This window comes from Nocardia sp. JW2, from assembly GCF_051843015.1.
GTDB classification, from domain to species: domain Bacteria; phylum Actinomycetota; class Actinomycetes; order Mycobacteriales; family Mycobacteriaceae; genus Nocardia; species Nocardia coubleae.
In genome coordinates this window covers 75,253-98,747 of record NZ_JBPXLK010000011.1, presented here as the reverse complement: position 1 = coordinate 98,747, position 23,495 = coordinate 75,253, and the positions used below count along the sequence as shown (strand labels likewise).

The window sequence follows — 23,495 nt, the reverse complement described above, 5'->3', positions numbered from 1 at the left end:
GGAACTGTTCAGAGGTCAAAGACCCACGGCGGCAGCCGTTTCGGGGTACCAGCGGGTGCATTCCGCGCGGAGCGGGACTGCCGTCTGGAGTTGGCACAGGATGGCGACTCCGCCGAGGAACGAACGCAGCAGGGGAGTGTCGGCCGGTGGCATGGTGAGCTGGCGCAGGATGTTCGACAGACTCAGGTCGGTGGCCAGGCGGACCTGCTCGCGCAACCAGTCCGCCGACAGCGGGTAGGTCGGGGACATGAGTGCTTCGCGAACAGGGCGGAGACGCTCGGCGACGGTGGCGATGTCGAGGTCGCCGCCGGGGGCGACATAACCGTGGCGGCGCAGCGCGGCTTCGAGGTCGGCCACGGATTCGGCGACGACGGCGGCGCCCACGTCACCGGCGACGGTGAGGAACGCGGGCGTCCAGGGTGTGCACGCTCCGAAGTCGACCACCCCGAGCCGCCCGTCGGGCATGCGCAGGAAGTTGCCGGGGTGCGGGTCGCCGTAGATGAGGGAGGCGCGCGCGGGCGCGGAGAACAGGAAGCGCAGGATGAGTACGCCCAGCCGGTCGAGTTCGGCCGGTTCGGCACGAGCAAGCAAGCGCGACAGCGGGATTCCATCGAGCCACTCGGTGACCAGCACGTCACCGCGCTGCGCGATCACCCGGCCGACCACCACATCCGAATCGTGGCGCAGGGCGGTGCGGAAGTGCTCGAGATTGGCGGCTTCGCGGGCGTAGTCGAGTTCGGCGCCGATCTCGTCACACAGTGCCTCGATCACCGGACGGGTCTCGGCGCCCGGCAGCAAGGCGGTGAACAGGGGAGTGGCGCGGCGCAGGACGCTCAGATCCGCCAGCACCGCTTGCCGCGCACCGGGGTACATGACTTTCACCGCCACCGGTGTGCCGTCGTGCCAGCGGGCCCGGTGCACCTGACCCACCGATGCGGCCGCCGCGGCGCGGTCGTCGAACTCGAGGAACAGCGAACGCCAGCGAGGGCCCAGATGGGTGGCGAGTTCAGTGTGGACGGCGGCGGGCAGCATGGCGGGGGCCGAGTCGTGCAGGCGGGCAAGGGCTCGGCTGTACGGTTCGGCGAGATCGGGGGCGAGCCCGAGTTCGAGCAGGCCGAGCAACTGGCCGAGTTTGGCGACGCAGCCTTTGAGTTCGCCGAGCACCTGGAAGAGGTGTTCGGCGGTGCGGTGGCGGATCTCGCGCTCCACAGTGGCCGCGTCGCGTCCGGCCGCCCGTCGGCCGATCCCCGCTACGCGTCTGCCCATATAGGCGACGGGCACCGCGGCCAGCCTGGTGCCCCGGGCGACCCGGCCGGTGGGCGGCGCCCCGTCGGGCTTGCGGCGGGGAAAACGCACGACACGACCCGCGTCGAATTCATCTGCGGCCATGTCCACCTCGCCCTCCCCGTCGACGGCCACGCGACCCACATCCTCGGCCTGCGTGTGCGGCACACGTTACCAACCGGTCGTGGTGGCGTCCGCACATCTGGACCTGTCGACCAGGCGACTGCCCGAGCAGACACGCCTGCGTGATCCGCTGCCAGGTGCCCGCGGGCTCAGCCGATCACGCTGCAGGCTGGACGCTGCCGAACCTGAGCGGCGGGCCAGGCTCAGCCAAATCGAGCGGCGGGGCCGGGCGCTGCCGAATCGAGCGGCGGGGCCGGGCGATGCCGAACTGGGCGGCGGGGCCGGGCGATGCCGAACTGGGCGGCGGGGCCGGGCGCTGCCGAACCGGGCGGCGGGCGGGCGCGGCCGAACCGGACCGCAGGCGGAACTGAGCCGAACATTGCGAGGCGGCTCAGCCGAGGGCGCCGAGCCGGTGCAGGCTCTGGTGGATCTCCCGGGTCCAATCCTGGTGTGCCAGCTGGGCGTAATCGACCCAGAACATCCCGATCCCATCGCGGGTTCCACGGAGCAGGCTGCCCTGGATATCGGCTTCCAGGACCACCGCCATGCCCGTTTCGGTAGCGATGAAGGTGACCTCGAGCTGGTTCACCCGGGGAAAATGCGGGGAGCGGCCGAATTCGAGTTCCTGGTAGAACGGCAGCCGCTGTGGTGTGCGGTTGATCCGGCCCGCTTCCACGTCGGTGCGCAGCAGCGGAAAACCCATGCGCCGCACCGCGTCGAGCACCACGTGCTGAGCGGGCAGCGCGCCGATGCCGATCGGGTCGGTATCGGTGGAATCGACCGCACCGTGCAGATCGACCACGGTGCGCAGGGCGACCGCCGCGCCGGGCAGGTGGTGGCCGTCGAAGAAGGTGATCGGGGTTTCCAGCGGAACAGGTGCGGCGAAACGGAATTCGGTGATGCGGCCGGCACCGAGCGTGAACGGCCCGGTGACGGCGACGCGGCCGAACGCCTGATCGGCGACGCGCTCCTCACCGTCGGAGTATTCGCGCTCGACGCGGGTGATGAACTCGACGGCCACCTGCCCGACCGCCTGATCGACACGCCCGCCGCGCAACCGGATGACACCCTCGACGAGACCACCCGGTTGCACACCGGGAGTGAACAATTCGGTGTCGACCTCGGCGCCGCCGACACCGGCCGCGGCCAGCATTTGCTTGAACATGTGACCAGTCTGGCCGACGGCCCTTACGAGATGCTTATCAGGCGCGGTGGCGGACCGGCCTGCGGCACAGGGGGATCGGCGTCAGCTGGCGGCGCGGTCGGGGATGCGGGTGGCCTCGATCTGGTGATCGGTGGGCTTCACACCCTTCTTGAGGCTGTGGGCGTACACGTCGACGTATTCCTGACCGGTGAGGCGCATCAGCTCGTACATCACCTCGTCGGTGACGGCGCGCTCGACGAAACGGTTGCCGCTCATGCCCTCGTAACGCGAGAAGTCCAGCGGGGCACCGAACTTCAGCGTGACCCGGTGGCGGCGCCACTTGAACGGTCCGGGCGGGGACACCTTGTCGGTGCCGATCACCGCGACCGGGATCACCGGGACACCGGTCTCGAGCGCGAGCCGGGCCATGCCGGTCTTGCCCTTGTAGAGGCGACCGTCGGGGGAGCGGGTGCCCTCCGGGTACAGGCCGACCAGGCGGCCTTCGTCGAGCAGCTTCTTGGCCGCGTTGAGCGCGTCCTCGGCGGCGGTGGCGCCGCTGCGGTCGATCGGGTACTGGCCGGTGCCCGAGAAGAAGAACTTCTGCAGACGGCCCTTGAAACCGGGGGTGGTGAAGTACTCCGCCTTGGCCAGGTAGTTGATGCGGCGCGGGCTGAGCAGCGGCGCGAACAACCAGTCGGCGAAGGAGAGGTGGTTACCCGCCATGATGGCCGGCCCGTCGGTCGGGATGTTCTCCACACCTTCCACAACGGGTCGGTTGTACAGGTGCATGAACGGTCCCACGAGTACGAACTTGAGCAGCCAGTAGAACATGGCGTCCTTTCCCCGGGGACCGGGATGGTCGTGTGCAGCGTCGTTCGGAAAACGACTTTACCGCTGGTCGCAGGTCACAACCAACCAGGACGGTAGCCGACGGGCATGGGTGTGACCCTCATCTCCCGGTAGTACCCGCCAGCGGCGTTCCAATCGCCGCCCGGGCCAATTCGGCGGCCCCGATCATGCCCGCCGCCTCGCCGAGCTGGGTCGTGCGCAACCGGACGAGGGGGCGATGACCCGAGCCGGTGACCGCACTCGCGTAGTGCTCGCGGGCCTCGTCGAGGAACAGCGGCGCCGAACTGCTCACCCCACCGGCGATCACCACGAGATCGGGGTCGAAGATGTCGCTGACGAAGGCGAGGCCGAGCCCGAGCCAGCGCGCGAAGTCCGACATCACCCGCACCGCGAGCGGGTCGCCGTCCTGGGCGGCACCGGCCACCCGTCGGCCGGTGAGCGAGCCGGGATCGCGGATCACATCGCGCGCGAGCACCGAACGCACGGGGTCGGTGGCGAGCATTTCGATCGCGGTGTCGGCCAGCGCGGTTCCGCTGCAATAGCGCTCCCAGCAGCCGCGTTTGCCGCACGCGCAGGCACGGCCGTCCGGGACCACCTGCAGGTGGCCGAGTTCGGGTGCGACGCCGTGGCTGCCGCGGTAGAGCCGGCCGTCGATGAGCAGGGCCGCGCCGATGCCGGTGCCGATCGCCACGAGGACGACGGTGTGCCCGCCTGCCGCCGCGCCGAAGCGGTACTCGGCCCAGCCCGCCGCGTTGGCGTCGTGCTCGAGGATCACCGGCAGTTCCAGGCGGGTGGTGAGCCGCTGGGCCACGGGCGCGTCCTGCCAGGGCAGGTGCGGGGCGAACCGGACGGTGGTGCGGTCGGCGGAGATGAACCCGGCCACCGCGAGCCCGACCGCCGCGATGGGATGCCTGCGGGCCAGTTCGCGCACGGACCGGTCGATGGCGGCTTCGAGCGCGCGGGCCGAATGCGGGGTCGGCGCCTGCACGGTGTCGAGCACCTCACCGTCGGCGTCGACGACGGAGGCGCGGATATTCGTGCCGCCCACGTCGACTCCGACGGTCAGTGGGTGGGTACTCGCCTGGCTCATCCCCGGATCGTGACCGGAATATCGACATAACGCGAGCGTGGCGCGCGGGCGCCCGCGGGCCGCTCCTCGCCGTGGGCCGGACGTGTGCCTGCACCTGCGGTGAACTGCCCTGTGCCCGACGCGGTTTCGTCCGGCGGTTCCGGGGTGATGTGCGGGGTGCGTGCGCTGAATTCGTCGACCCGGCGTGGGCGGGGGGTCTGCTGTTCACCGAGACCGGTGGCCCGAGCGGAATCCTTGGGCGTAGCGGACCCGTCCGGCCGCGGCGAGGCGGGTCGATCACCACGCGGGCCGCTCGGCGCGTGCGGGTGCCGCTGATCGCCGTGCATGCCGCCGGCACCGTTCGTCGGATGCGCCCCGGGCGCTTCGTCGGTCGGCTGGTATCGCTGTGCCCCCGCGGCATTCTCGCGCGCGTGCCCGGGGTGGCCCGCGGCGTGATCGGCCCATTCCGGGGGCAGGACCGGCTCCACGGGGACGCCGGCGAGGGCTTCGCGCAGGACCGTCACCATCGAGGTGCCGTGTTCGGCGAGGGCGGCGACGACGTCGTGGTGGTCGCCGCGGACCAGGGCCGCGGCCGCGCACACCGGGCACCAGGCGCAGCCGCCGAGGTCGGCCGCGCCGTCGGCGGCGGTGCGGCGCAGCACCGGTTCGACGCGCGCGAGCAGCACCTCGGCGAGCAGGCGCAGCTCCTCGGCGAACTCGGCGAAACCGTCGTGGTGGCGATCGGACTGCCTGTCACTGCTCATGTGCGCCTGGCCTTCGTGTAGTTCGGATCGGCGGGCCACACCTGCGGATCGGGCCGGAACCGGACAACGAGATGACCGTCGTCGAGCTCGGCGCCTGCCACCGTGCAGCGGCGAAGCACCGGCGCGAGGCGCACCCTGGTGCGCACCCCGTCAGCTCCCACGATCAGATCGTCCTCCACTCGGCCCAGCCGCAAGGTGCCGGGATCGACCACCGGCAGCCGCATCCGCATCGCGTACACGGAGTCGACGCCGGAGCCCGACTCCCATCGAACCATCGGTTCCCCCGATTCCGCAGCCCCGAGCGACGGGCGGGGCAGCGTGTCGACCGAATAGGAGAACGCGGACAGCGCGCTCAGCCCCACCGGTTCGGCCCCGGCGTGCTTGGCGACGACGATCGGGACATCGGTGAGCTGCTCGTGCAACCGCGCGACCACCTCGAGCTGCTCGGCGCGCCGATTCAGATACCAGTGCACCGCCGGGTGCGCGTTCTCACCGGGCGGCGGGACGGGAGCGAGCACCTTGTTCACCACCACCGCGTCCAACCGCAAGCCGAGCAGTGCCGCGGCCGACCGCACCCGCCGCGCCTCGGCCACCGCGACCTGCTCCGGTCCGGTGACCAGGCGGGCACTGGTGCGGGCGCGGTCGGCGAGCAGGTCACGCACCTGGGTCACCGCGTTCACCACCCGCTCCACGGCCGCGGCGAGTACCGCTTTGCGCAGGTCGGTGCCGATCGCGCTCATCGTGCGAGCGTGCTTGGGCCAGAGCCGTTCCAGGTAGTTGAGCAGGGTGTCGGGGGCGGTGACGATTCGCAGCATGTCGGCCGAGGGCGGACAGTCGACCACGATGACGTCCCAGTCGTTCTCCTCGGCGAACTGCCCGATCTCCACCAGCATCAGCAGTTCCTGCACCCCGGGCAGCCCGGTGAGCTCGGCGGGATCGAGTGCGGCCAGGTCGATGCCGTGATCGTGGCCGCTGCCCTTGTCCAGCATCCGCACCACATCGCGGAACCGGTCCTCGAGCAGGGCGAGGGAGTCGATCTCGATCACCTCGAGACCCGGCGCCACCCGGGCGACCCCGGCCACCGTGCCCGGGTCGTGCGGGAAACGGAAACCCAGCGCGTCGCCGAGGGAATGCGCCTGGTCGAGCGAGGCGATGAGCACCCGCTCACCGGCGCGCGCGTAGGACATGCCCGTCGCGCAGGCCAGCGTCGTCTTCCCGACCCCGCCCTTGCCGACGAACAGTTCGACGCGGGTGATGCCCGGGGCGCTCAGCCCTCGACCCGCTTCTTCAGTTCGTTCAGCGCCGTATCGGTGATCACCTTCTCGGCCTTGCGCTTGAACATGCCGATCATCGGGATGTTCAAGTCGACGGTGAGCTCATAGGTCACCTCGGTACTGCCGTCGGGACGGTCGAGCAGTTCGTAGCTGCCGTCCTGGGCTTTCTGCAGGTCCCCCTCGAGCAGGTGCCAGCTCACCGCCTTGCCGTCGGCACGCCAGCTGTAGCTGAGGGTGTAGGCGTCCTTGACGACGCCCGCGTCGAGCACGAAGCGCGCGGTCGCGGCCCGGCCCGCCGCGTCGGTGCCCAGCACCTCGACCGATTTCGCCGCGGCCACCCATTCCGGGTAGGACTCCAGATCGGCGATAACGGCCATCACCTGCTGCGACGGCGCCTCGATGACGATCGATCTCTTGGTCCGGTCGGGGGCCATGGATTCCTTTCGTTACAGCGCCGAGGCGGGGGCGACGCCCGCGGGGCGGCCCGCTTCCAGCCGTGACTTCAGTTCGAACGACATGTCCTTGCCCGCGACCCGCCGCGCGCGGTTGGCGGCGGCCAGCGCCCGCGGCGTGAGCGGCTTGCTCGCGGTGGGCTCGGCGTGCAGGAAGTAGTGCAGGATCGCGCCGTCGGCGACGGCCTCGAGCCACACCTCCATGGTGCCGGTCAGCGGGCCCGCGACCGTCCAGCGGATGCCCTTGTCGCCCCGGTCCTCCCGCACGTCGAGGTGCAGGTCGGGCCACCAGCGGCGCCAATTGTTCGGTGCGCCGAGCACCTCGGCGATCGCGGCGGGCGGCGCGGCGAGAAAGGTCTGATCGGCGACCTGGATACTGCTCACCTCGCTGAGAGTAATGGACGCGCCACCGCGACAGTCCGGGGTGTCATCCGAGCAGTTGCCGCAGACGGGCTCCCTGACGATCCCAATGCCAGTTCCGCTGCACCCATTCGCGGCCCGCGGCACCCATGCGCGCGGCGTTGTCGCGGTCGGTGAGCAGCTCGACGATGGCATCGCTGATCTGCGGCAGCGAACGACCGTGCACCACCAGACCGGTCTCGCCCTCGCGCACCGTCTCCGGCGCCCCGCCGGAATCGCCCGCCACCACCGGCACCCCGGTCGCGGATGCCTCGAGGAACACGATGCCGAGGCCCTCCACGTCCAGACCCGCGCCACGGGTGCGGCACGGCATGGCGAACACATCGGCGATGGTGTGGTGGGCGGCGAGCTCACCGGAGGGGACGCGGCCGGTGAACACCACGCTGTCACCGAGGTCGAGGGCCTCGGCCAGGCCGCGCAACCGGTTCTCGTACGGTCCGCCGCCCGCGATGACCAGCACCGCGCCGTCGACCCGTTCCCTGATCTCGTTCATCGCGACGATGAGCATGTCCTGGCCCTTGCGTGGCACCAGCCGCGACAGACACAGGACGGTCGGCCGGTCGCCGAGGCCGTAGCGGGCGCGCAGCTCGGCGCGGGCGCCCGGGTCGGGGCGGAATTCGGACGGATCGACGCCCGGGGGCAGATGTTCCAGCGCCGCGCGCGGACCGAACGCCGAGGCGAACCGGCCTCGGGTGTACTTGCTGACGTAGGTGACCACGTCGGTGTTCTCGCCGATCGTGCGCAGCACCTGGCGCGAACCGGGCAGCATCGACCAGCCGACCTCGTGCCCGTGGGTGCTGGCCAGGATGCGTTCGGCGCCTGCTCGCCGCAGTGCGGGCGCCATCGCGGCCAGTGGCGCGGCGGCACCGAACCAGACTGTGTCGCAATCGTTTTCGCGCAGCAGTGCACTTGCTCGCTTGATCACGGCTGGTGTGGGAAGCATGAGTGTGGTCGGGTGGCGGACCACGCGGAACTTCTGGGTGGCGTCGAACTTCTCGTGGCTGTCACCGCGCCAGCGGGGGGCGTAGACGACGAGGTCTTCGGGGGGCAGTTGCTGGGTCAGTGCCTGCAGATAGGACTGGATGCCACCCGGCCGAGGTGGGAAATCGTTGGTAACCAGGAGAGTTCGGGCCATAGTGAACAACCTAATGTGTCGGTGCCTCGACGAGGGGCGGCGGTCGGGCGAGGTGGCCGGTGGTCAGACAGCGTGGGCGCGCAGCCAGGAGCGCCAGCCGTCGAGCAGCTGGGAGCGGGAGGCACCGAGCACGGTGGTGAACGCCGCGTCCTGTGCTGCGGTCGACTGCGGGCCCTGCGCGAGCTGCCGGTACAGCTGGGTGAGCGCGGCCGGACCGTGCTGGTCGGCGATGTAGGCGCACGCGCTCCACGCCGATTCGTAGGCGATGGCGGCGTCGGTGCCGGTGAACTCGGCGTCGGTGACCAGGTCGGCAGGCAGCGTGCCCGCCCGTAATCGGGTGGTGAGTGTCGGGGCGATCTGCGAGAAGGTCTGACCGCTCGCGCGCTGGGCGACGTACTCGGCGAACCCTTCGAGCAGCCACTGCGGCGCACCGTCGACGGTGACCGCACGGGTGGCGACGTGGGTGAGTTCGTGGCGCAACAGGGTGGCCATGCCCTCGTCACCGACGCGGCGACGGGCATCGGGGTTGAACACGATGCGCTGCTCGGTGGGTTCGGTACCGGGAACGTAGGAGCCGGTCAACGACACCGCGGCCACATCGGCGGTGGTCGACGCCCCCGCCCGGCGGGTCAACGCGGTGAACTCGGCGCTGTTGCTCGCGACCACGATGACCGGTGCTCGGTTCCACTCGGTGCCCCACACGGCGCTGACGTCGGCGATCGCGGGCGCGAGCTGGGCTTCGAGCACCTCGAGATCGGCTTCGTGGCCCGGATGGGCGACCACCAGCGCTGTGTCGGCGCCACCGGCCTCGACCTGACGCACCAGGATCGGGCCGAACGGCTGCACCTCGCGGCGCACCGGGGCCAGGCGCGGATCGTCGATGCCGACGGTCGTGCCGAGCACCTCGGCCTGATCGGTGGCCAGCTGCAGCGGTCCGGCGTTGCGCGGCACCAGGATCAGGGCGACGCACGCCCCGGTCAGCAGGGTGACCGAGGCGAGCGTGAGACAGAATTCGAGTCGGCCACGCGCCGACAGCCAGGTGCGCACGTTCACGGCTTCAGTATCGCCGGGCCGAGTGATAGGGGGTGGTGTCGATGGGTGCGACGGCGACCGGCACTCCGAAGGTGGAGGCGTGCACCATCATTCCGTTGCCCGCGTAGATCCCGACGTGCGAGATCTCCGGATAGAACAGCACCACGTCACCGGGTTGCAGATCTTCCTTGGCGACGGGCGTGCCGTACCCGGCCTGCGCGGAACTGGTGCGCGGCACGTTCTTGCCGACCTGCTTGAACGCCCACTGCACGAGACCGGAGCAGTCGAACTGGTCGGGGCCGGTGGCGCCCCACACGTACGGGTCGCCGACCCGGGTGAGGGCGGCGGCCAGCGCGCTCGTTCCGCTGCCGGGTACGAGGCCGGCGAGCAGGCTGTCGCGATCGAAGCCGGGCGGGAAGGGGGAGCCGGCGAGCGTTGACTTGTCGCGGGCCGACAGCGCGCCCCACGCCTCGACGACCTGGGTGGTCGCGGCCGCCAGGTCGGCACGTTTGCGGTCGACATCGGCGCGCACGGCCTCGGCGGCGGCGGTCGCGGCGCGGGCGGCATCGGCGGCGGTGCGTGCGGTGGTCTCGGCGGCGGTCGCCGCGTCGGCGGCCTTCTTGAATTCGCGGACCGAGTCGGCGGTCTGCTGGGACAGCACGTCGAGGGTCGACATCTTGTCCAGCAGTTGCTGGGGGGAGTTGCTCGACAGCACGGCGAACATGCGGTCGGTGCGCGCGCCGGTGTAAGCGGCCACGGCGGCGCGGTCGATCATCGGCTGGAACTTGCGCACCTCGGCGCGGGCGGCGTCGGCTACGGCCGTCGCGGCGGCGAGCGCGGCGTCGACATCGCGCTGGACGGCCAGTTTCGCGTCGAGTTCGCTTTGCGCGGTGAGGGATTCCTGGTTGACCACTTCGGCCTGCCGGGACAGGTCGACCATGCGGGCGATCGCGTCACCGGCGGTGGTGGGGAGAGCGACCGGGTCGGCCGAGGAGGGGCCGGCCACGGCGGCGGTGCATACCAGGACGGTCGCGGACAGGGCTCCGGCCAATCCACGCGCTGCGTGAAATCTCCGGTGTTGTGATCTCACAGTGCCCCGTGCCCCGTTCTCTCGATATCCGACGATGCAAGCGCCTTACCTGAACCCGGACTTCCTCGTCCGCCACGAAGGTCTCGATCAGATTACGGAACGGCGAGGGTTCGTGTCCAGTGGGGCACGAAAGGGTCACGGTGCGCCCTTCCCCGAGAACGACGCACCGTGCCGGCTGGATCAGAAGCGGCGCGCACCCGCGAACGGCATCGAGTCGAGCGAGGCGACGTGCACCGGCGAACCCGAGGTGGCGGCGTGGACGACATTGCCGTCACCGGCGTAGAGGCCCGAGTGGCCGCCGCCGTAGAACGACACCAGGTCGCCGGGGCGCAGGTCGCCGAGCGCGACCGGGGTGCCGGCGCCGAGCTGGGCGCCGCTGGTGCGGGGCAGCTCGACGCCCGCCTGGCGGTAGGCCCACTGGACCAGACCCGAGCAGTCGAAGGCGTCCGGGCCCGCGGCACCGTAGACGTAGGGGGAGCCGACCTTGCTCAGCGCGGCATCGAGGGCGATGTCGGCGGCGGTGGCGGTGGGCGCGGTGAACACGTGCGGCGCTGCCGGGGCCTCGATGCCGGGGATGCCCGCCGGGATCGGGATCTCGTTGGGCACCTCGAAGGTGCCGATGCCGGGCACGGTGACGGGCGTCGCCGACGCGGGAGCGGCCGGCAGGAGGAACGCGCCGATGGTGGCAGCGCCGACGGCTCCGGCGGCAACGGCACGCTGCGCCTGACGCTTGACGGTGTTGGTCGCCATGATGCGGTACTTCCAATCTGCCCCACGACGTCCCGTCCGTATGACGGGGCGGACTCCTCGCGCCGAGCCGTTGCGGCCTGGCGGACTCCGTGAGGTCTCGAAAAGGTTACGAACCAATCACGGTGGTTTGTAAAGTCGGACATGCGTCCTGGAAGGGAATTCGTCGATTCGACCGGAACGAACGTGCGACGTGAGTCACACCGAATCACGAAAAGATAACGCCAGGTCGAATTTCTCGAGCGGGCCAACCGCTGCCCGGCGCGGCGTCGGGTCGGTGTGTCTGTGCGACACGCCGAGAATTCTCAGTGAAGTCCCAGGTTGGGCGAGCGTGGCGCCAAAGCGACCCGCCCGTTGACGTCCAGCCAACACGCCGGGCGCGCCGCCCTCTGTCGCGGTCGGAATCTGGAAACGTCACTTATCCGATCGTTTCGGCGGCAGTAATGCATAACTGCGATATATGTGATGCCGGTCTCAATTGGGTTTGCTCGCGGTCATTTTGTTCGCATCGGTGCGAAATCTTCGCGGCGAATGATCGGCATCGGGTCGGGCACCGGGCTCGCGGACCTGGTCCCGGTGGGTGGGACCGATCTTCGGCCGATTCAGCGAAACCCGTTGGGGCGGTTACGGTACGGTCGAATGTTCGCGGTTCGAAGGGGGAGCGGTGGCCGACGACCAGGTACTCACCGACATGCTGACGATGCTCGACCGCAGTCCGGGGGTGCTCGCGCTGCGCGTGTGCGTCATCGAGCTGCTGATCGAGCGGCAACGGTATGCCGACGCGCTGGCTCATTGTGGTGTCGCACTCGGGAACGATCCCGGAAACGCGCAGGTCCTGGCCTTGATGACACGGTGCAGTACCGCGTTGAGTGGTGGCTCGCCGCAACCGGCGCCCGCCGCCCCGCCCGCTGCCGTACCGACCGGCTACGACTGGGCGGCCGCCGAGAGCCAGGTCGGTGACATCATCGCCCCGGCGTTCGTCGATGCCCCCGCCGAGTTCGTCATCGACGACGACGCGGCCACTCTCGAACGCCCTCGCTTCGGCTTGGCCGATGTGGGTGGCATGGACGAGGTGAAGCGGCAACTCGACCTCACCCTGCTCGGTCCGCTGCGCAATCCCGAGCTCGCCAAGGCGTTCGGCACCTCCGCCCGCGGCGGCCTGCTGCTCTACGGCCCGCCCGGCTGCGGCAAGACCTTCATCGCCTCGGCGGTGGCGGGGGAACTCGGCGCCAACTTCTACCCGATCGAGATCGCCGACATCCTCGACATCTACACCGGGTCGAGTGAGCGCAATGTGCACAGCGTCTTCGAGATGGCCCGCCGTAACGCCCCGTGCGTGCTGTTCCTCGACGAGGTGGACGCGCTCGGACACAAGCGCAGCCAGATGCACGGCTCCTCGGCGATGCGCACGGTGGTGAACCAGCTGCTCACCGAGATGGATTCGGCGACCCACAGCAACGAGGGCGTGTTCGTGCTCGGCGCGACGAACCACCCGTGGGACGTGGATGTGGCGCTGCGCAGGCCGGGCCGGTTCGACCGGATGATCTTCGTCGGTCTACCGGACGCGGCCGCGCGCCGGTCGATCCTGCACTACCACTTGCGCGACCGCCCGATCGCCGGCATCGACCTCACTGCCCTCGCCACGCACACCGAGGGCCTGTCCGGCGCCGACCTCGCCCACATCTGCACCTCGGCCACCCAGCTGGCGATGGCGGACTCGATGCGCACGGGTGAGGTGCGTCCCGTCGGCATGCCCGATGTGCGGGCCGCGCTCGCCCAGGTGCGGCCGAGTACCGGTGCCTGGTTCGAATCCGCCCGCAATGTGGTCGAATTCGCCAACGGCGACGGGAGCTATGACGATCTCGCCCGGTACCTGAAGCGCGTCAAGCGCTGAATCGACACCCATGAGCGAACCGCGACTCGACCGGGCCGTCGTACTGGTCGAGTTGGACCGACTCGAGGCGGCCCGCGCCGAGCTGGCCGCCCTCCTGGCCGTCGAGCCGGACAACGCCGATGCCCACGCACACGTCGCGCACACGTGGCTGAGGTCCGCGGATTTCGCCACCGCGAGCGCGGCGGCACGCACGGCGCTGCGCCACGACCCCGAGCACCTGTTCGCGTGGGTCCTGCTCGCGCTCAGCGAACACGGATTGTTCGACCGGCTGACCGACACCGATCGGGTCGCGGCGCTCGTCCATCAGGACGAGGCGGTGCGCGCGGCGTACACCTGCGTGGACCTGAACCCCTGGTCGGCCGAGTGTCACCGGGTACTCGCGGTCGTGCTGGCACCCCGGGACCGCGAGGCGGCGCTGGCCGCCGTCGATGTCGGCATCGAACTCGACCCGCAGGAACCACTCCTCTACATCACGCGTGCCCGCGTGCTGTGGCACGGCGCCGAGGCCGACGCCCCGCGCGCCGCGGCGTTCCGTGCGGCACTCGAGCAGGCGTTGCGGCTGGAACCCGACAATGCCGAGGCCATGTATCTGCTCGGCGCGGACGCCGCGCGGTCGGGCAGGCGGGCGAATGCCGAGCGGTGGCTGTTGCGGGCCGCCGAACTCGAACCGGCCCACGGGCCCGCGGCGCGGGAACTGCTGCGGCAGGTACCCGATCCTTCCGGGTCGTTGCGAGACCCGGCGGTGCGCCGCGAGTACCTCGGCGGTCCGAGCGCCGGCGGTGCCCGACGATCGAGCACAGGCGTGATCGCCGTACTCGTCTTCTTGTTCGTCGTCGGACTGGCCCGCGCTGTGTCGGGAGTCGACACCGACAACCCCTCGACCCGCCCCACCACGACCCTGCGCCCACCGCTCACCTACTACAAGCCGCAGCCGCTGCCCACCTTCCCCGAGTGGAGCCGCTACTTGACGGCCCGTCCCACCCCACCCCTCCCCGCCTGGCCACAGCACGTGCCCCGCTGAACCCGCCACCAACCTCCTGGCACGGCGGAGGGATCGCCGCGCCGCGTCGGGACCGCAGGGGCCGCCGACTCGAGCGCGCCGGCGCTCCAACAATCCTGTCGGACCCTTTCCTTACTCTGCTGTCCGTGCCCGACCCTGTACTCCCGGCCGCGCGGCAGCTGGCCTTCGACGAGCTCGATACGCCGTTGTATGCCACCACTTTCGTCGTCGTCGACCTGGAGACCACCGGGACCAGCCCCGACGGTGATGCGATCACCGAGATCGGGGCGGTGAAGGTGCGTGGGGGAGAGGTGTTGGGGGAGTTCGCGACCCTGGTGAATCCGGGGTACGAGATTCCGCCCGCGATCGTGCAGATCACCGGGATCACCACGGCCATGGTGTATGCCGCGCCGCGGATCGAGGCGGTGTTGCCGGGGTTTCTCGAGTTCGCGGCGGGGGCGGTGCTGGTGGCGCACAATGCCCGGTTCGACACGGCTTTCCTGAAAGCCGCTGCCGCGCGCCAGGACATTCCGTGGCCGAATCCCCAGGTGCTGTGCACGGTGAAGCTGGCGCGGCGGGTGCTCACTCGCGACGAAGCGCCGTCGGCGCGACTGGGGGTGCTGGCACAGATCCTCGGTGCGTCGACCACGCCGACGCACCGCGCTCTCGACGATGCCCGCGCCACCGTCGACGTGTTGCACGCGTTGATCGCCCGCGTCGGTAACCAGGGTGTGCAGAGCCTGACGGAGCTGCTCGACTATCTGCCCGGTGTCACCGGAACACAGCGCGCCAAAAGGACATTCGCCAACGATCTCCCTGCCGCGCCGGGTGTGTATCTGTTCCGCGGCCCGTCCGACGAAGTCCTCTATATAGGGACGGCGGTGAATCTGCGCCGCCGCGTGCGCAACTACTTCACCGGTTCGGAGACGCGCGGCCGCATGAAAGAGATGGTGGCGCTGGCACAACGGGTCGACCACGTGGTCTGCGCGCACGGACTCGAAGCCGGTGTTCGCGAACTGCGACTGCTCGCCGCCCACGTCCCGCCTTACAACCGCCGTTCGAAGTTCCCCAAGCGTGGCTGGTGGCTCACTCTCACCGACGAACCCTTCCCGCGTCTGGTCGCCGTTCGCACGCCGACCCGAACTGCTCTCGGCCCGTTCAACTCTCGTGCCGACGCCGTAGATGTCGGCCTGACCATCGCCGAATTCGCGGGTCTGCGTACCTGTGCCACCCGGCTCACCCGCGCCGCGAAACACCTGTGCCAACCAGCGATCGTCGGCGGATGCCCGGCCGCCAGCGCCGACGGCTCGGACGCCGACGCCTACGCACCCGCCGCCCATTCGGTCCGCGATCTGCTCACGGGTCGCTCCGACACGCTCCTGCGAGCCATGCTCGATCGCATCGAAACCTATTCCACGGCAGAGCATTTCGAGGCAGCGGCCCGCTTGCGTGATCGCACCGCCGCCGTGGTCACCAAACTGGCTCGCACCCAACGGCTCGCCGCACTGGCCCGCCTCGCCGAACTGATCATCGCCCTTCCCGACGGCGCGGGCGGCTGGGAATTCTCCGTCATCCGCCACGGCCGCCTCGCCGCCGCGGGCGTCGCCCGCCGCGGCACCCCACCCATGGCTGTCGTCGATCAAATCGTGGCGGCCGCGGAAACGGTCGTGCCCGACCTCGGCGACGCGGCCACGAGCAACGGTCGCGCACCGCAACGACAAGCGATGCCGATCCCCGGGATTCCCGACGCCGCGATGACAACCGTGGACAGCGCGGATCGGCCGCCCATGTTCTCCGACGACGTACCTCCACTTCTCGGTGCGCCGCCGGAGGAGGTCGGGGTGATCGCGCGCTGGCTCGCCAAACCCGGCGCCCGGATCGTCCGGACCAGCGACGCGTACTGCGAACCCTTGCACGGCGCCGCCCGCTGGGTCGCCTGGGCGCAGCTGGCCCGGGAGGCGGCGGAAGTGCGGTCCGAGCAGGAGCAGTATCTGGCGGAGCGGTGATCGCCCGCCGGGTCGAGGGGAAACCGCAGCAGGCGCGTGTTCTCCGCCGAACAGCAGGGGAGGGGCTGAGGTAAACGGTGGTGTTCGGCCGACCTGTCCGAGACGCACCTGTCCCGTCCTGGATCATGGTTGGTGGTGTTGTCGGTGGAAAGGACTGGTGGCGGTGTTCGTGAAGGTGTGTGGGTTGACCACCGAGGAACAGATCGACTGGGCGGTCGAGCTGGGCTATTCGGCGATCGGTGTCATGGTCACGCCCAAGAGCAAGCGGTACCGCACGCCCGAGCAGGCCCGTGCCCTCGCCGACTACGCACGCGGTCGCATCACCACCTTCGCGGTCGCGCTGGAACACGCCGAAGTCGCCGAGGTGGCCGACGCCTTCGACGTCGTCCAGCTCTACCGGTGGGCCGACCTGCCGAACCTGGCCTTCTGCTCCTCGACCCCGCCCGCACCCGAGCAGACCAGCGAATACTTCTTCTACGACGCCAGCGCGGGCAGCGGCGTCTTCGAGGAGTTCCCCGACTGGGTGCGCGCCCAGCCGAGACGGGTGGTGCTGGCCGGTGGCCTCGACCCGGACAATGTCGCCGACGTCATCGCCCGCCACCGTCCCTACGGCGTCGACGTGTCGAGTTCGCTGGAAACGGCACCGGGTGTGAAGAGCTACGACCTCATGCGACGGTTCAAAGCGGCCACCGAGCGGCCCGAAGTTCTAGGCTGATCCCATGATTACCGCGATCGTGCTGATCCAGGCCGAGAACTCTCGCATCCCCGAGACCGCACAGGCGCTCGCCGATACCGCAGGAGTCGCCGAGGTGTACTCCTGCGCCGGCGATGTGGACCTGATCGCGATCGTGCGGGTACGCGATCACGAGCGCATCGCCGAGGTCGTCACCGAAGGCATCGACAAGGTCGACGGGGTGGTCCGCACCACCACCCACATCGCCTTCAAGTCCTATTCCAGCGCCGACGTGGAGGCCGGATTCTCCTTGGGGGAGTAGGGCTTTCAGTTGTCGTCGAGGACCTGGGTGAGTTCGGCCCAGGTCTGCAGCAACTTCGCGGACGCGCCGCTGTCCACCGCGGCGGCGGCGCGTTCCATCGCGGCCGAGAGCGCGGCGTCCAAGTCGAGATCGACATCGCCCACGCCACGTGACAGGTCGTAGGCGACGATCGCCGCGGCCGAATTCAGCAGCACCGCGTCCCGCACCGGCCCCGGTGTCCCGGCGAAGACCTCCCGCGCGATCCGCGCGTTCTCGGCCGCGTCGCCGCCACGCAACTCGTCGAGATCGACGCGGGGGATGCCGAGCGCGGTCGGGTCGAGCACCGTCTGCGCGACGCGCCCACCGCTGACCACCCACACATCGGTCAGATCCGAGGTGGTGATCTCGTCGAGCCCGTCGCGCCCGCGCACCACCAGCGCACTGGCGCTGTACTCGGCGGGGGTCCCCGCGACACCCGGTACCGCGTCGGCGAAGCGGCGTCGCGCGAACACACCCGCGATCACCGGCGCCAGGTCCTCGAACGCGCAGCCGATCAGCCCGGCGCGCGGCTGCGCCGGATTCGTCAGCGGGCCGAGGACATTGAACACGGTCGGGATGCCGATCTCCTTGCGCGCCGCACCGGCGAAACGCAGCCCCGAATGGAACAGCGGTGCGAAACAGAACCCGATCCCGGCCTCGCGCACCGACCGCGCCACCGACTGCGGGCCGAGGGCCAGCTTCACACCGAGCGCCTCGAGCACATCGGCGCCACCGGCCTTCGACGACGCGGCCCGGTTGCCGTGCTTGACCACCGGCACCCCCGCCGACGCGACGACCACCGAGGACATGGTGGAAATGTTCACCGACCCGGAACGGTCACCGCCGGTGCCGACGATGTCGACCGCGTCCCCGTCGACGTGCACCAGCCGCGCGTGCCCGAGCATCCCCGACACCATGCCCGCCAGCTCGGTGGGGGTGGGGCCCTTGATCTTCATGGCGACGCCGAAGGCCGCGATCTGGGCAGGGGTGGCGTTGTCGGTGAAGATCTCGTCGATCACCCACGCGGTGTCGTCGGAGCCGAGGTCACCTCCGTCGGCGAGTGTCCCGAGCACCTGGGGCCAGCTGCGCACGCTCATCTGCTCTGCATCTCCGTTTCGACGACGGGCGCAACGAGGTTGCGCTTGCGCAACCACTGTGCGCTCGATCGGCAAGTTTAGGCGGCCGGACGTGGCGGCTGCAGCGCGTCCCACCCGTCGGCGACCCCGTCGTGGCGTTGCGCCAGGCCCGCCATCCGCGAACGTTCCTGCGAGATCGTCAGCGGGTCGAGCAGCTGTACCCGCTGCAGCAGCACGGGCACGAGATCGTCGGAGACCCCGCGCACCGCCTCCGCGCGCTCGTATCCGTCGTATCCGGCGATCTCGCACGCCTCGTCGATGCGATCGGCCGGCAGCCGCAGATGGTGCCGCAACACCGCCTGCGCGCCGCGATCGAGATCGACGGCCCGGTCGAGCGCCACCGAGGACGCCTCGGCGTCGTCGAAACTCGACGCGACGACGACCAGATCCTCACGCGTGGGATCGAGCCCACCGGGTTGCCCACCGAAGAGCCGCCGCCACATCCGCACTACGACCATCGTCGCCTCCTCGTCTCAGCCTATCCACATCCAACGCTGTCACAATGAGTTGTCACGCGACGAGTCGCCAACACGCCGACGGTTGCATCGGACCCCCTCTGTACGTGGGTTTTCCGGTCCGCGCGACAAACTTTCGTACCCGGGTACAGCTGTCGTACTACGAAGAGTCATACTTACCCCGTGACGACCGCAGTAGGCACCCCAGGATCGGCCATTACTCAGCGTGTGCATTCGCTGAACCGGCCCAACATGGTCAGCGTCGGAACCATCATCTGGCTGTCGAGCGAGCTGATGTTCTTCGCCGGCCTCTTCGCCATGTACTTCGTTGCGCGCGCGCAAGCGCACGGCGACTGGCCCCCGGAGCCCACCGAGCTGAACCTCGCGTTGGCTGTTCCGGTGACGGCCGTGCTGATCGCATCGTCGTTCACCTGCCAGATGGGCGTGTTCGCCGCGGAGAAGGGCGACGTGTTCGGCCTGCGCCGCTGGTACACGATCACCCTGCTGATGGGTGCCTTCTTCGTCGCCGGTCAGGCGTACGAGTACTACCACCTGGCGCACGAGGGCACGACCATCGCGGGCAGCTCCTACGGCTCGGTCTTCTACATCACCACCGGCTTCCACGGTCTGCACGTGATCGGCGGTCTGATCGCGTTCGTGTTCCTGCTCATCCGCACCACGCTGAGCAAGTTCACCCCCGCTCAGGCCACCGCCGCCATCGTGGTGTCCTACTACTGGCATTTCGTCGACATCGTCTGGATCGGGCTGTTCGCCACGATCTACTTCGTCAGCTAGCCCGCGGGCACACAAGCTTTTGCACAAGTCGGTTCCGTCTACTCCAAAGGGACTACAGATGAGTTCATCTCCCCCGTCGGCCCCCGAGCCCGCAGGCGCCGGTCAGGCTGCCAAGACGCGCAAGCAGCGTCGCGCCCGCCGTCGTATCGCGGGTGCGCTCGCGCTGATGGTCGGCCTCGTCGGAGCCGGCTTCCTGGCGAGCGCGCTCACCCCCGAGCCGCAGATCGCCACCGCGAACGAGGACCAGTCCGCGCTGATCCGTGAGGGCAAGCAGCTCTACGAGACCTCGTGCATCACCTGCCACGGTGCGAACCTGCAGGGTGTGCCCGATCGCGGTCCGAGCCTGATCGGTGTCGGTGAGGCCGCGGTCTACTTCCAGGTCTCCTCCGGCCGTATGCCGATGGTGCGCAACGAGGCCCAGGCCATGCGCAAGCCGGAGAAGTTCGACGCGCATCAGACCGACGCGCTCGGCGCCTACGTCGCCGCCAACGGCGGTGGCCCCTCGGTGATCCGCGACGCCAACGGCGAGATCGCCCAGGAATCGCTGCGCGGCGACGACATCGGCCGCGGTTCGGAACTGTTCCGCATGAACTGCGCGTCCTGCCACAACTTCACCGGTCGCGGTGGCGCGCTGTCGGGCGGTAAGTTCGCGCCGCCGCTCGAGCCGGCCAACGAGCAGCAGATCTACGACGCGATGCTCACCGGCCCGCAGAACATGCCCAAGTTCTCCGACCGGCAGCTGACGCCGGAAGAGAAGCGCGACATCGTCGCCTACGTCAAGAACTCCGCCGAGGAGAAGTCGCCCGGCGGCTGGGATCTCGGCGGTTTCGGTCCGGCGACCGAAGGTCTCGCCATCTGGGTCATCGGCATCACCGCTGTGGTCGGCGCCGCTATGTGGATCGGTTCCCGGACATGATCGGTCAGCGTGCGGAGGCGGTAGCGCAGCGTAACCACGCAGCGCGCCCGAGCATGTCCAATCGGGCACAGCACGTGATCGGGCAGGTCGCGCTCGGCGCGTCGGATAGGACACAGTCATGAGTGGACAGGAGCGAAGCGACATGGGTCGCGAACCCACCGAAGACGAACTGGACGCGATGTCGCGTGACGAGCTCGTCGAACTCGGTACCGCGCGAGACGACGTCGAGGTCGTGTACCGCAGCGAGCGCTGGCCGGTGCCAGGCACCCGGGCCGAGAAGCGTGCCGAGCGTGCCGTCACGTTCTGGTTCGCCATCTCCGGTCTCGCGGCCGCCGCGCTGATCGGTGTCTTCCTGTTCTGGCCGTGGGAGTGGAAGGGCAAGGGCGACGAGGGCCACGAGGCCTACTCGCTGTTCACCCCGCTCATCGGTCTGACCTTCGGCATCTCGGTGCTGGTCATCGGTATCGCCGTGGTGCTGATCCGCAAGCGGTTCATCCCCGCCGAGATCTCCATCCAGCAGCGCCACGACGGCCCGTCCGACGAGGTCGAGCGCCGTACCCTGGCCGCCGAGCTGCAGGACGCGCTCGAGACCTCCACCCTCGGTCGCCGCAAGATGATGCTCGGCACCGCCGGTGCCGGTGTCGGTGTGCTCGGCCTCGGTGCCGCGATGGTGTTCATCGGCGGCATGATCAAGAACCCGTGGGCGAAGAAGGACAAGTCGCCGCTGTGGGTGTCGGGCTGGACCCCGGACTACCCGGGCGAGACCGTCTACATCCGCCGCGACACCGGCCGTCCCGACGACATCGTCCTGGTGCGCCCGGAGGATCTCGACGCGGGCGCGATGGAAACCGTCTTCCCCTGGAAAGAGAAGTGGCGCGGCGATTCGCACGCCACCCTGCAGTCGCTGCGCGGCATCCGTAACTCCGTCATGCTGATCCGTCTGCGCACCGAGGACGCCGAGAAGGCGATCAAGCGCAAGGGCCAGGAGAGCTTCAACTACGGCGACTACTTCGCCTACTCGAAGATCTGCACCCACCTGGGCTGCCCGACCTCGCTGTTCGAGCAGCAGACCAACCGGATCCTGTGCCCGTGCCACCAGTCGCAGTTCTCGGCGACCGAGTGGGGTAAGCCGGTCTTCGGTCCGGCCGCCCGCGCGCTGCCTCAGCTGCCGATCACCGTCAACTCCGAGGGCTTCCTGGTCGCCGCGGGCGACTTCATCGAGCCGCTCGGCCCGGCCTTCTGGGAGCGTCGTTCATGAGTGCTGGAGATATGGCCGCTAACCAGGCCAATGAAATGGACGAGCGGTATCGTGCCGCCGCGTTCGTGAAGCGGTCGATCAACAAGGTCTTCCCGACCCACTGGTCGTTCCTGCTCGGTGAGATCGCGCTGTACGCGTTCATCATCCTGCTGCTGTCGGGTATCTACCTGACGCTGTACTTCGACCCGTCGATGGCGCACGTCGTGTACGACGGTGCCTACCAGCCGCTGCGCGGTGTCGGCATGTCGCGGGCCTACGAGACGACGCTGAACATCTCCTTCGAGGTGCGCGGTGGTCTGTTCGTCCGCCAGATCCACCACTGGGCGGCACTGCTGTTCGCGGCGTCGATCATCATCCACCTGTTCCGCATCTTCTTCACCGGCGCGTTCCGCAAGCCGCGTGAGGCGAACTGGGTGATCGGTTCGCTGCTGCTGATCCTGGCGATGTTCGAGGGCTTCTTCGGTTACTCGCTGCCCGACGACCTGCTCTCGGGCACCGGTCTTCGTGCCGCGTTCTCCGGCATCACCATCGGTGTCCCGGTGGTCGGTACCTGGCTGCACTGGCTGATGTTCGGCGGCGACTTCCCCGGCGACATCATCATCCCGCGCCTCTACATCGCGCACGTGCTGCTGCTGCCCGGCATCATCCTGGCGCTGATCGGTGCCCACGTGGCGCTGGTCTGGTACCAGAAGCACACCCAGTTCCCCGGCCCGGCCCGCACGGAGACGAACGTGGTCGGTGCTCGCATCGTCCCGGTGTTCGCCGCCGACCAGGGCGCGTTCTTCGCCTTCACCCTCGGCATCGTCGGCATCATGGGCGGTGTCCTGCAGATCAACCCGGTGTGGAACCTCGGTCCGTACAACCCGTCGCAGGTGTCGGCGGGTTCACAGCCCGACTTCTACATGATGTGGACCGACGGTATGGCGCGTCTGATGCCTGCCTGGGAGCTCTACCTCGGCCGGTACACGATTCCGGCGGCGTTCTGGGTCGCGCTGGTCATGGGCCTGGTGTTCACGCTGCTGATCGCCTACCCGTGGATCGAGAAGCGCCTCACCAACGACCACACCGCGCATCACAACCTGCTGCAGCGTCCGCGCGACGTGCCGGTGCGCACGGCGATCGGTGCGATGGCCATCGCGTTCTACGTGGTGCTCACGCTGTCGTGCGTCAACGACATCATCGCGCTGAAGTTCGACATCTCGCTGAACGCGACCACCTGGATCGGTCGTATCGGCCTGCTGCTGCTGCCGCCGCTGGCGTACTTCATCACCTACCGGTTCTGCATCGGCCTGCAGCGCAGCGACCGCGCGGTGCTCGAGCACGGCATCGAGACCGGTGTGATCAAGCGTCTGCCGCACGGTGAGTACATCGAGGTGCACCAGCCGCTGGGTGGGGTCGACGCACACGGCCACGCCATCCCGCTGGAGTACCAGGGTGCCCCGGTGCCCAAGAAGATGAACCGCCTCGGTTCGGCGGGCAAGCCGGGTACGGGCAGCTTCCTTCGCCCCGACCCGCGCGCCGAGGGCCAGGCCTGGGCCGAGATCGAGGAGGCCGAGGAGCACAAGATGCTCGGCGCCCTCGCCGAGCACCAGGCTCGCACCGGCAACGGTGACCACAGCGGTCACTGATTCCGCGAACA

The 23,495-nt window shown here is 69.4% G+C and carries 23 protein-coding genes; 9 read left to right on the top strand and 14 right to left on the bottom strand.

The window, feature by feature from the left end:
* Positions 1-15: 15 nt before the first annotated feature.
* The 12 genes from ACSVDM_RS17515 to ACSVDM_RS17460 form a co-directional block, all read right to left on the bottom strand.
* The gene (locus ACSVDM_RS17515; RefSeq protein ID WP_439266214.1) at positions 16-1,419 is read right to left on the bottom strand and encodes an ABC1 kinase family protein; all 1,404 of its coding nucleotides are present in this window, start codon (positions 1,417-1,419) and stop codon (positions 16-18) included.
* Positions 1,420-1,798: 379 nt separating this feature from the next.
* Positions 1,799-2,572 carry a sporulation protein gene (locus ACSVDM_RS17510; protein ID WP_439266212.1) on the bottom strand — a complete coding sequence of 258 codons (774 nt, stop codon included), beginning with the start codon at positions 2,570-2,572 and terminating at the stop codon, positions 1,799-1,801.
* A gap of 81 nt (positions 2,573-2,653) precedes the next feature.
* Entirely contained in the window at positions 2,654-3,382 is a 729-nt protein-coding gene (locus tag ACSVDM_RS17505; protein ID WP_067495956.1) for a lysophospholipid acyltransferase family protein, read from the bottom strand.
* Between the two features lie 118 nt (positions 3,383-3,500).
* Positions 3,501-4,490, bottom strand: coding sequence for an ROK family protein (locus ACSVDM_RS17500; protein ID WP_067495953.1), 990 nt, complete (start codon positions 4,488-4,490; stop codon positions 3,501-3,503).
* Positions 4,487-5,233: a hypothetical protein gene (locus ACSVDM_RS17495; protein ID WP_439266210.1), complete on the bottom strand. Its 747-nt coding sequence runs from the start codon at positions 5,231-5,233 to the stop codon at positions 4,487-4,489. The genes ACSVDM_RS17500 and ACSVDM_RS17495 overlap by 4 nt, the downstream gene beginning before the upstream one ends.
* On the bottom strand, positions 5,230-6,474 hold the full coding sequence (locus ACSVDM_RS17490; RefSeq protein ID WP_357152205.1) for an ArsA family ATPase: 1,245 nt from the start codon (positions 6,472-6,474) through the stop codon (positions 5,230-5,232). The genes ACSVDM_RS17495 and ACSVDM_RS17490 overlap by 4 nt, the downstream gene beginning before the upstream one ends.
* Before the next feature lie 26 nt (positions 6,475-6,500).
* The gene (locus tag ACSVDM_RS17485; protein WP_067642982.1) at positions 6,501-6,941 is read right to left on the bottom strand and encodes an SRPBCC family protein; all 441 of its coding nucleotides are present in this window, start codon (positions 6,939-6,941) and stop codon (positions 6,501-6,503) included.
* Positions 6,942-6,953: 12 nt separating this feature from the next.
* Entirely contained in the window at positions 6,954-7,343 is a 390-nt protein-coding gene (locus ACSVDM_RS17480) for a polyketide cyclase / dehydrase and lipid transport (protein WP_439266208.1), read from the bottom strand.
* 43 nt (positions 7,344-7,386) lie between these two features.
* The gene (locus tag ACSVDM_RS17475) at positions 7,387-8,514 is read right to left on the bottom strand and encodes a glycosyltransferase family 4 protein (protein ID WP_439266206.1); all 1,128 of its coding nucleotides are present in this window, start codon (positions 8,512-8,514) and stop codon (positions 7,387-7,389) included.
* A gap of 63 nt (positions 8,515-8,577) precedes the next feature.
* Complete coding sequence (locus ACSVDM_RS17470; protein WP_439266204.1) at positions 8,578-9,567, bottom strand: peptidase MA family metallohydrolase; 990 nt, start codon at positions 9,565-9,567, stop codon at positions 8,578-8,580.
* A gap of 4 nt (positions 9,568-9,571) precedes the next feature.
* Positions 9,572-10,597, bottom strand: a complete 1,026-nt coding sequence (locus tag ACSVDM_RS17465) for an NlpC/P60 family protein (protein ID WP_439266203.1) — start codon at positions 10,595-10,597, stop codon at positions 9,572-9,574.
* A gap of 219 nt (positions 10,598-10,816) precedes the next feature.
* Positions 10,817-11,386, bottom strand: a complete 570-nt coding sequence (locus ACSVDM_RS17460; protein WP_067497378.1) for a C40 family peptidase — start codon at positions 11,384-11,386, stop codon at positions 10,817-10,819.
* Positions 11,387-12,047: 661 nt separating this feature from the next.
* Between ACSVDM_RS17460 and ACSVDM_RS17455 the strand changes: the two genes are divergently transcribed.
* From ACSVDM_RS17455 to ACSVDM_RS17435, 5 genes are all read left to right on the top strand, one after another.
* Positions 12,048-13,277, top strand: a complete 1,230-nt coding sequence (locus ACSVDM_RS17455; protein WP_439266201.1) for an ATP-binding protein — start codon at positions 12,048-12,050, stop codon at positions 13,275-13,277.
* Positions 13,278-13,287: 10 nt separating this feature from the next.
* On the top strand, positions 13,288-14,298 hold the full coding sequence (locus ACSVDM_RS17450; protein ID WP_439266199.1) for a hypothetical protein: 1,011 nt from the start codon (positions 13,288-13,290) through the stop codon (positions 14,296-14,298).
* A gap of 119 nt (positions 14,299-14,417) precedes the next feature.
* The gene (locus ACSVDM_RS17445; protein ID WP_439266381.1) at positions 14,418-16,283 is read left to right on the top strand and encodes a DEDD exonuclease domain-containing protein; all 1,866 of its coding nucleotides are present in this window, start codon (positions 14,418-14,420) and stop codon (positions 16,281-16,283) included.
* A 184-nt stretch (positions 16,284-16,467) separates the two neighbouring features.
* The gene (locus tag ACSVDM_RS17440) at positions 16,468-16,998 is read left to right on the top strand and encodes a hypothetical protein (RefSeq protein ID WP_439266197.1); all 531 of its coding nucleotides are present in this window, start codon (positions 16,468-16,470) and stop codon (positions 16,996-16,998) included.
* Between the two features lie 4 nt (positions 16,999-17,002).
* Positions 17,003-17,278 (top strand): Lrp/AsnC family transcriptional regulator, encoded by a 276-nt coding sequence (locus ACSVDM_RS17435; RefSeq protein WP_067497390.1) that lies wholly within the window; start codon positions 17,003-17,005, stop codon positions 17,276-17,278.
* Positions 17,279-17,283: 5 nt separating this feature from the next.
* On the opposite strand, the gene trpD is transcribed toward ACSVDM_RS17435, so the two are convergent.
* On the bottom strand, positions 17,284-18,393 hold the full coding sequence (trpD, locus tag ACSVDM_RS17430; RefSeq protein ID WP_439266195.1) for an anthranilate phosphoribosyltransferase: 1,110 nt from the start codon (positions 18,391-18,393) through the stop codon (positions 17,284-17,286).
* Positions 18,394-18,470: 77 nt separating this feature from the next.
* On the bottom strand, positions 18,471-18,890 hold the full coding sequence (locus ACSVDM_RS17425) for a hypothetical protein (protein WP_181699190.1): 420 nt from the start codon (positions 18,888-18,890) through the stop codon (positions 18,471-18,473).
* 180 nt (positions 18,891-19,070) lie between these two features.
* Between ACSVDM_RS17425 and ctaE the strand changes: the two genes are divergently transcribed.
* From ctaE to qcrB, 4 genes are all read left to right on the top strand, one after another.
* Positions 19,071-19,682 (top strand): aa3-type cytochrome oxidase subunit III, encoded by a 612-nt coding sequence (gene ctaE, locus ACSVDM_RS17420; RefSeq protein WP_439266192.1) that lies wholly within the window; start codon positions 19,071-19,073, stop codon positions 19,680-19,682.
* Positions 19,683-19,740: 58 nt separating this feature from the next.
* The gene (gene qcrC / locus ACSVDM_RS17415) at positions 19,741-20,598 is read left to right on the top strand and encodes a cytochrome bc1 complex diheme cytochrome c subunit (RefSeq protein ID WP_084457473.1); all 858 of its coding nucleotides are present in this window, start codon (positions 19,741-19,743) and stop codon (positions 20,596-20,598) included.
* 118 nt (positions 20,599-20,716) lie between these two features.
* Positions 20,717-21,856, top strand: a complete 1,140-nt coding sequence (qcrA, locus tag ACSVDM_RS17410) for a cytochrome bc1 complex Rieske iron-sulfur subunit (RefSeq protein ID WP_067497406.1) — start codon at positions 20,717-20,719, stop codon at positions 21,854-21,856.
* Positions 21,853-23,484 (top strand): cytochrome bc1 complex cytochrome b subunit, encoded by a 1,632-nt coding sequence (gene qcrB / locus ACSVDM_RS17405; protein ID WP_439266190.1) that lies wholly within the window; start codon positions 21,853-21,855, stop codon positions 23,482-23,484. The genes qcrA and qcrB overlap by 4 nt, the downstream gene beginning before the upstream one ends.
* Positions 23,485-23,495 lie beyond the last annotated feature (11 nt).

Bases quoted from the DNA above. Each gene is read 5' to 3' on its own strand.
- ACSVDM_RS17510 (WP_439266212.1), bottom strand. From the start codon at position 2,572: ATGTTCAAGCAAATGCTGGCCGCGGCCGGTGTCGGCGGCGCCGAGGTC.
- ACSVDM_RS17505 (WP_067495956.1), bottom strand. From the start codon at position 3,382: ATGTTCTACTGGCTGCTCAAGTTCGTACTCGTGGGACCGTTCATGCAC.
- ACSVDM_RS17500 (WP_067495953.1), bottom strand. From the start codon at position 4,490: ATGAGCCAGGCGAGTACCCACCCACTGACCGTCGGAGTCGACGTGGGC.
- ACSVDM_RS17495 (WP_439266210.1), bottom strand. From the start codon at position 5,233: ATGAGCAGTGACAGGCAGTCCGATCGCCACCACGACGGTTTCGCCGAG.
- ACSVDM_RS17485 (WP_067642982.1), bottom strand. From the start codon at position 6,941: ATGGCCCCCGACCGGACCAAGAGATCGATCGTCATCGAGGCGCCGTCG.
- ACSVDM_RS17475 (WP_439266206.1), bottom strand. From the start codon at position 8,514: ATGGCCCGAACTCTCCTGGTTACCAACGATTTCCCACCTCGGCCGGGT.
- ACSVDM_RS17460 (WP_067497378.1), bottom strand. From the start codon at position 11,386: ATGGCGACCAACACCGTCAAGCGTCAGGCGCAGCGTGCCGTTGCCGCC.
- ACSVDM_RS17450 (WP_439266199.1), top strand. From the start codon at position 13,288: ATGAGCGAACCGCGACTCGACCGGGCCGTCGTACTGGTCGAGTTGGAC.
- ACSVDM_RS17435 (WP_067497390.1), top strand. From the start codon at position 17,003: ATGATTACCGCGATCGTGCTGATCCAGGCCGAGAACTCTCGCATCCCC.
- trpD (WP_439266195.1), bottom strand. From the start codon at position 18,393: ATGAGCGTGCGCAGCTGGCCCCAGGTGCTCGGGACACTCGCCGACGGA.
- ACSVDM_RS17425 (WP_181699190.1), bottom strand. From the start codon at position 18,890: ATGGTCGTAGTGCGGATGTGGCGGCGGCTCTTCGGTGGGCAACCCGGT.
- qcrC (WP_084457473.1), top strand. From the start codon at position 19,741: ATGAGTTCATCTCCCCCGTCGGCCCCCGAGCCCGCAGGCGCCGGTCAG.
- qcrA (WP_067497406.1), top strand. From the start codon at position 20,717: ATGAGTGGACAGGAGCGAAGCGACATGGGTCGCGAACCCACCGAAGAC.
- qcrB (WP_439266190.1), top strand. From the start codon at position 21,853: ATGAGTGCTGGAGATATGGCCGCTAACCAGGCCAATGAAATGGACGAG.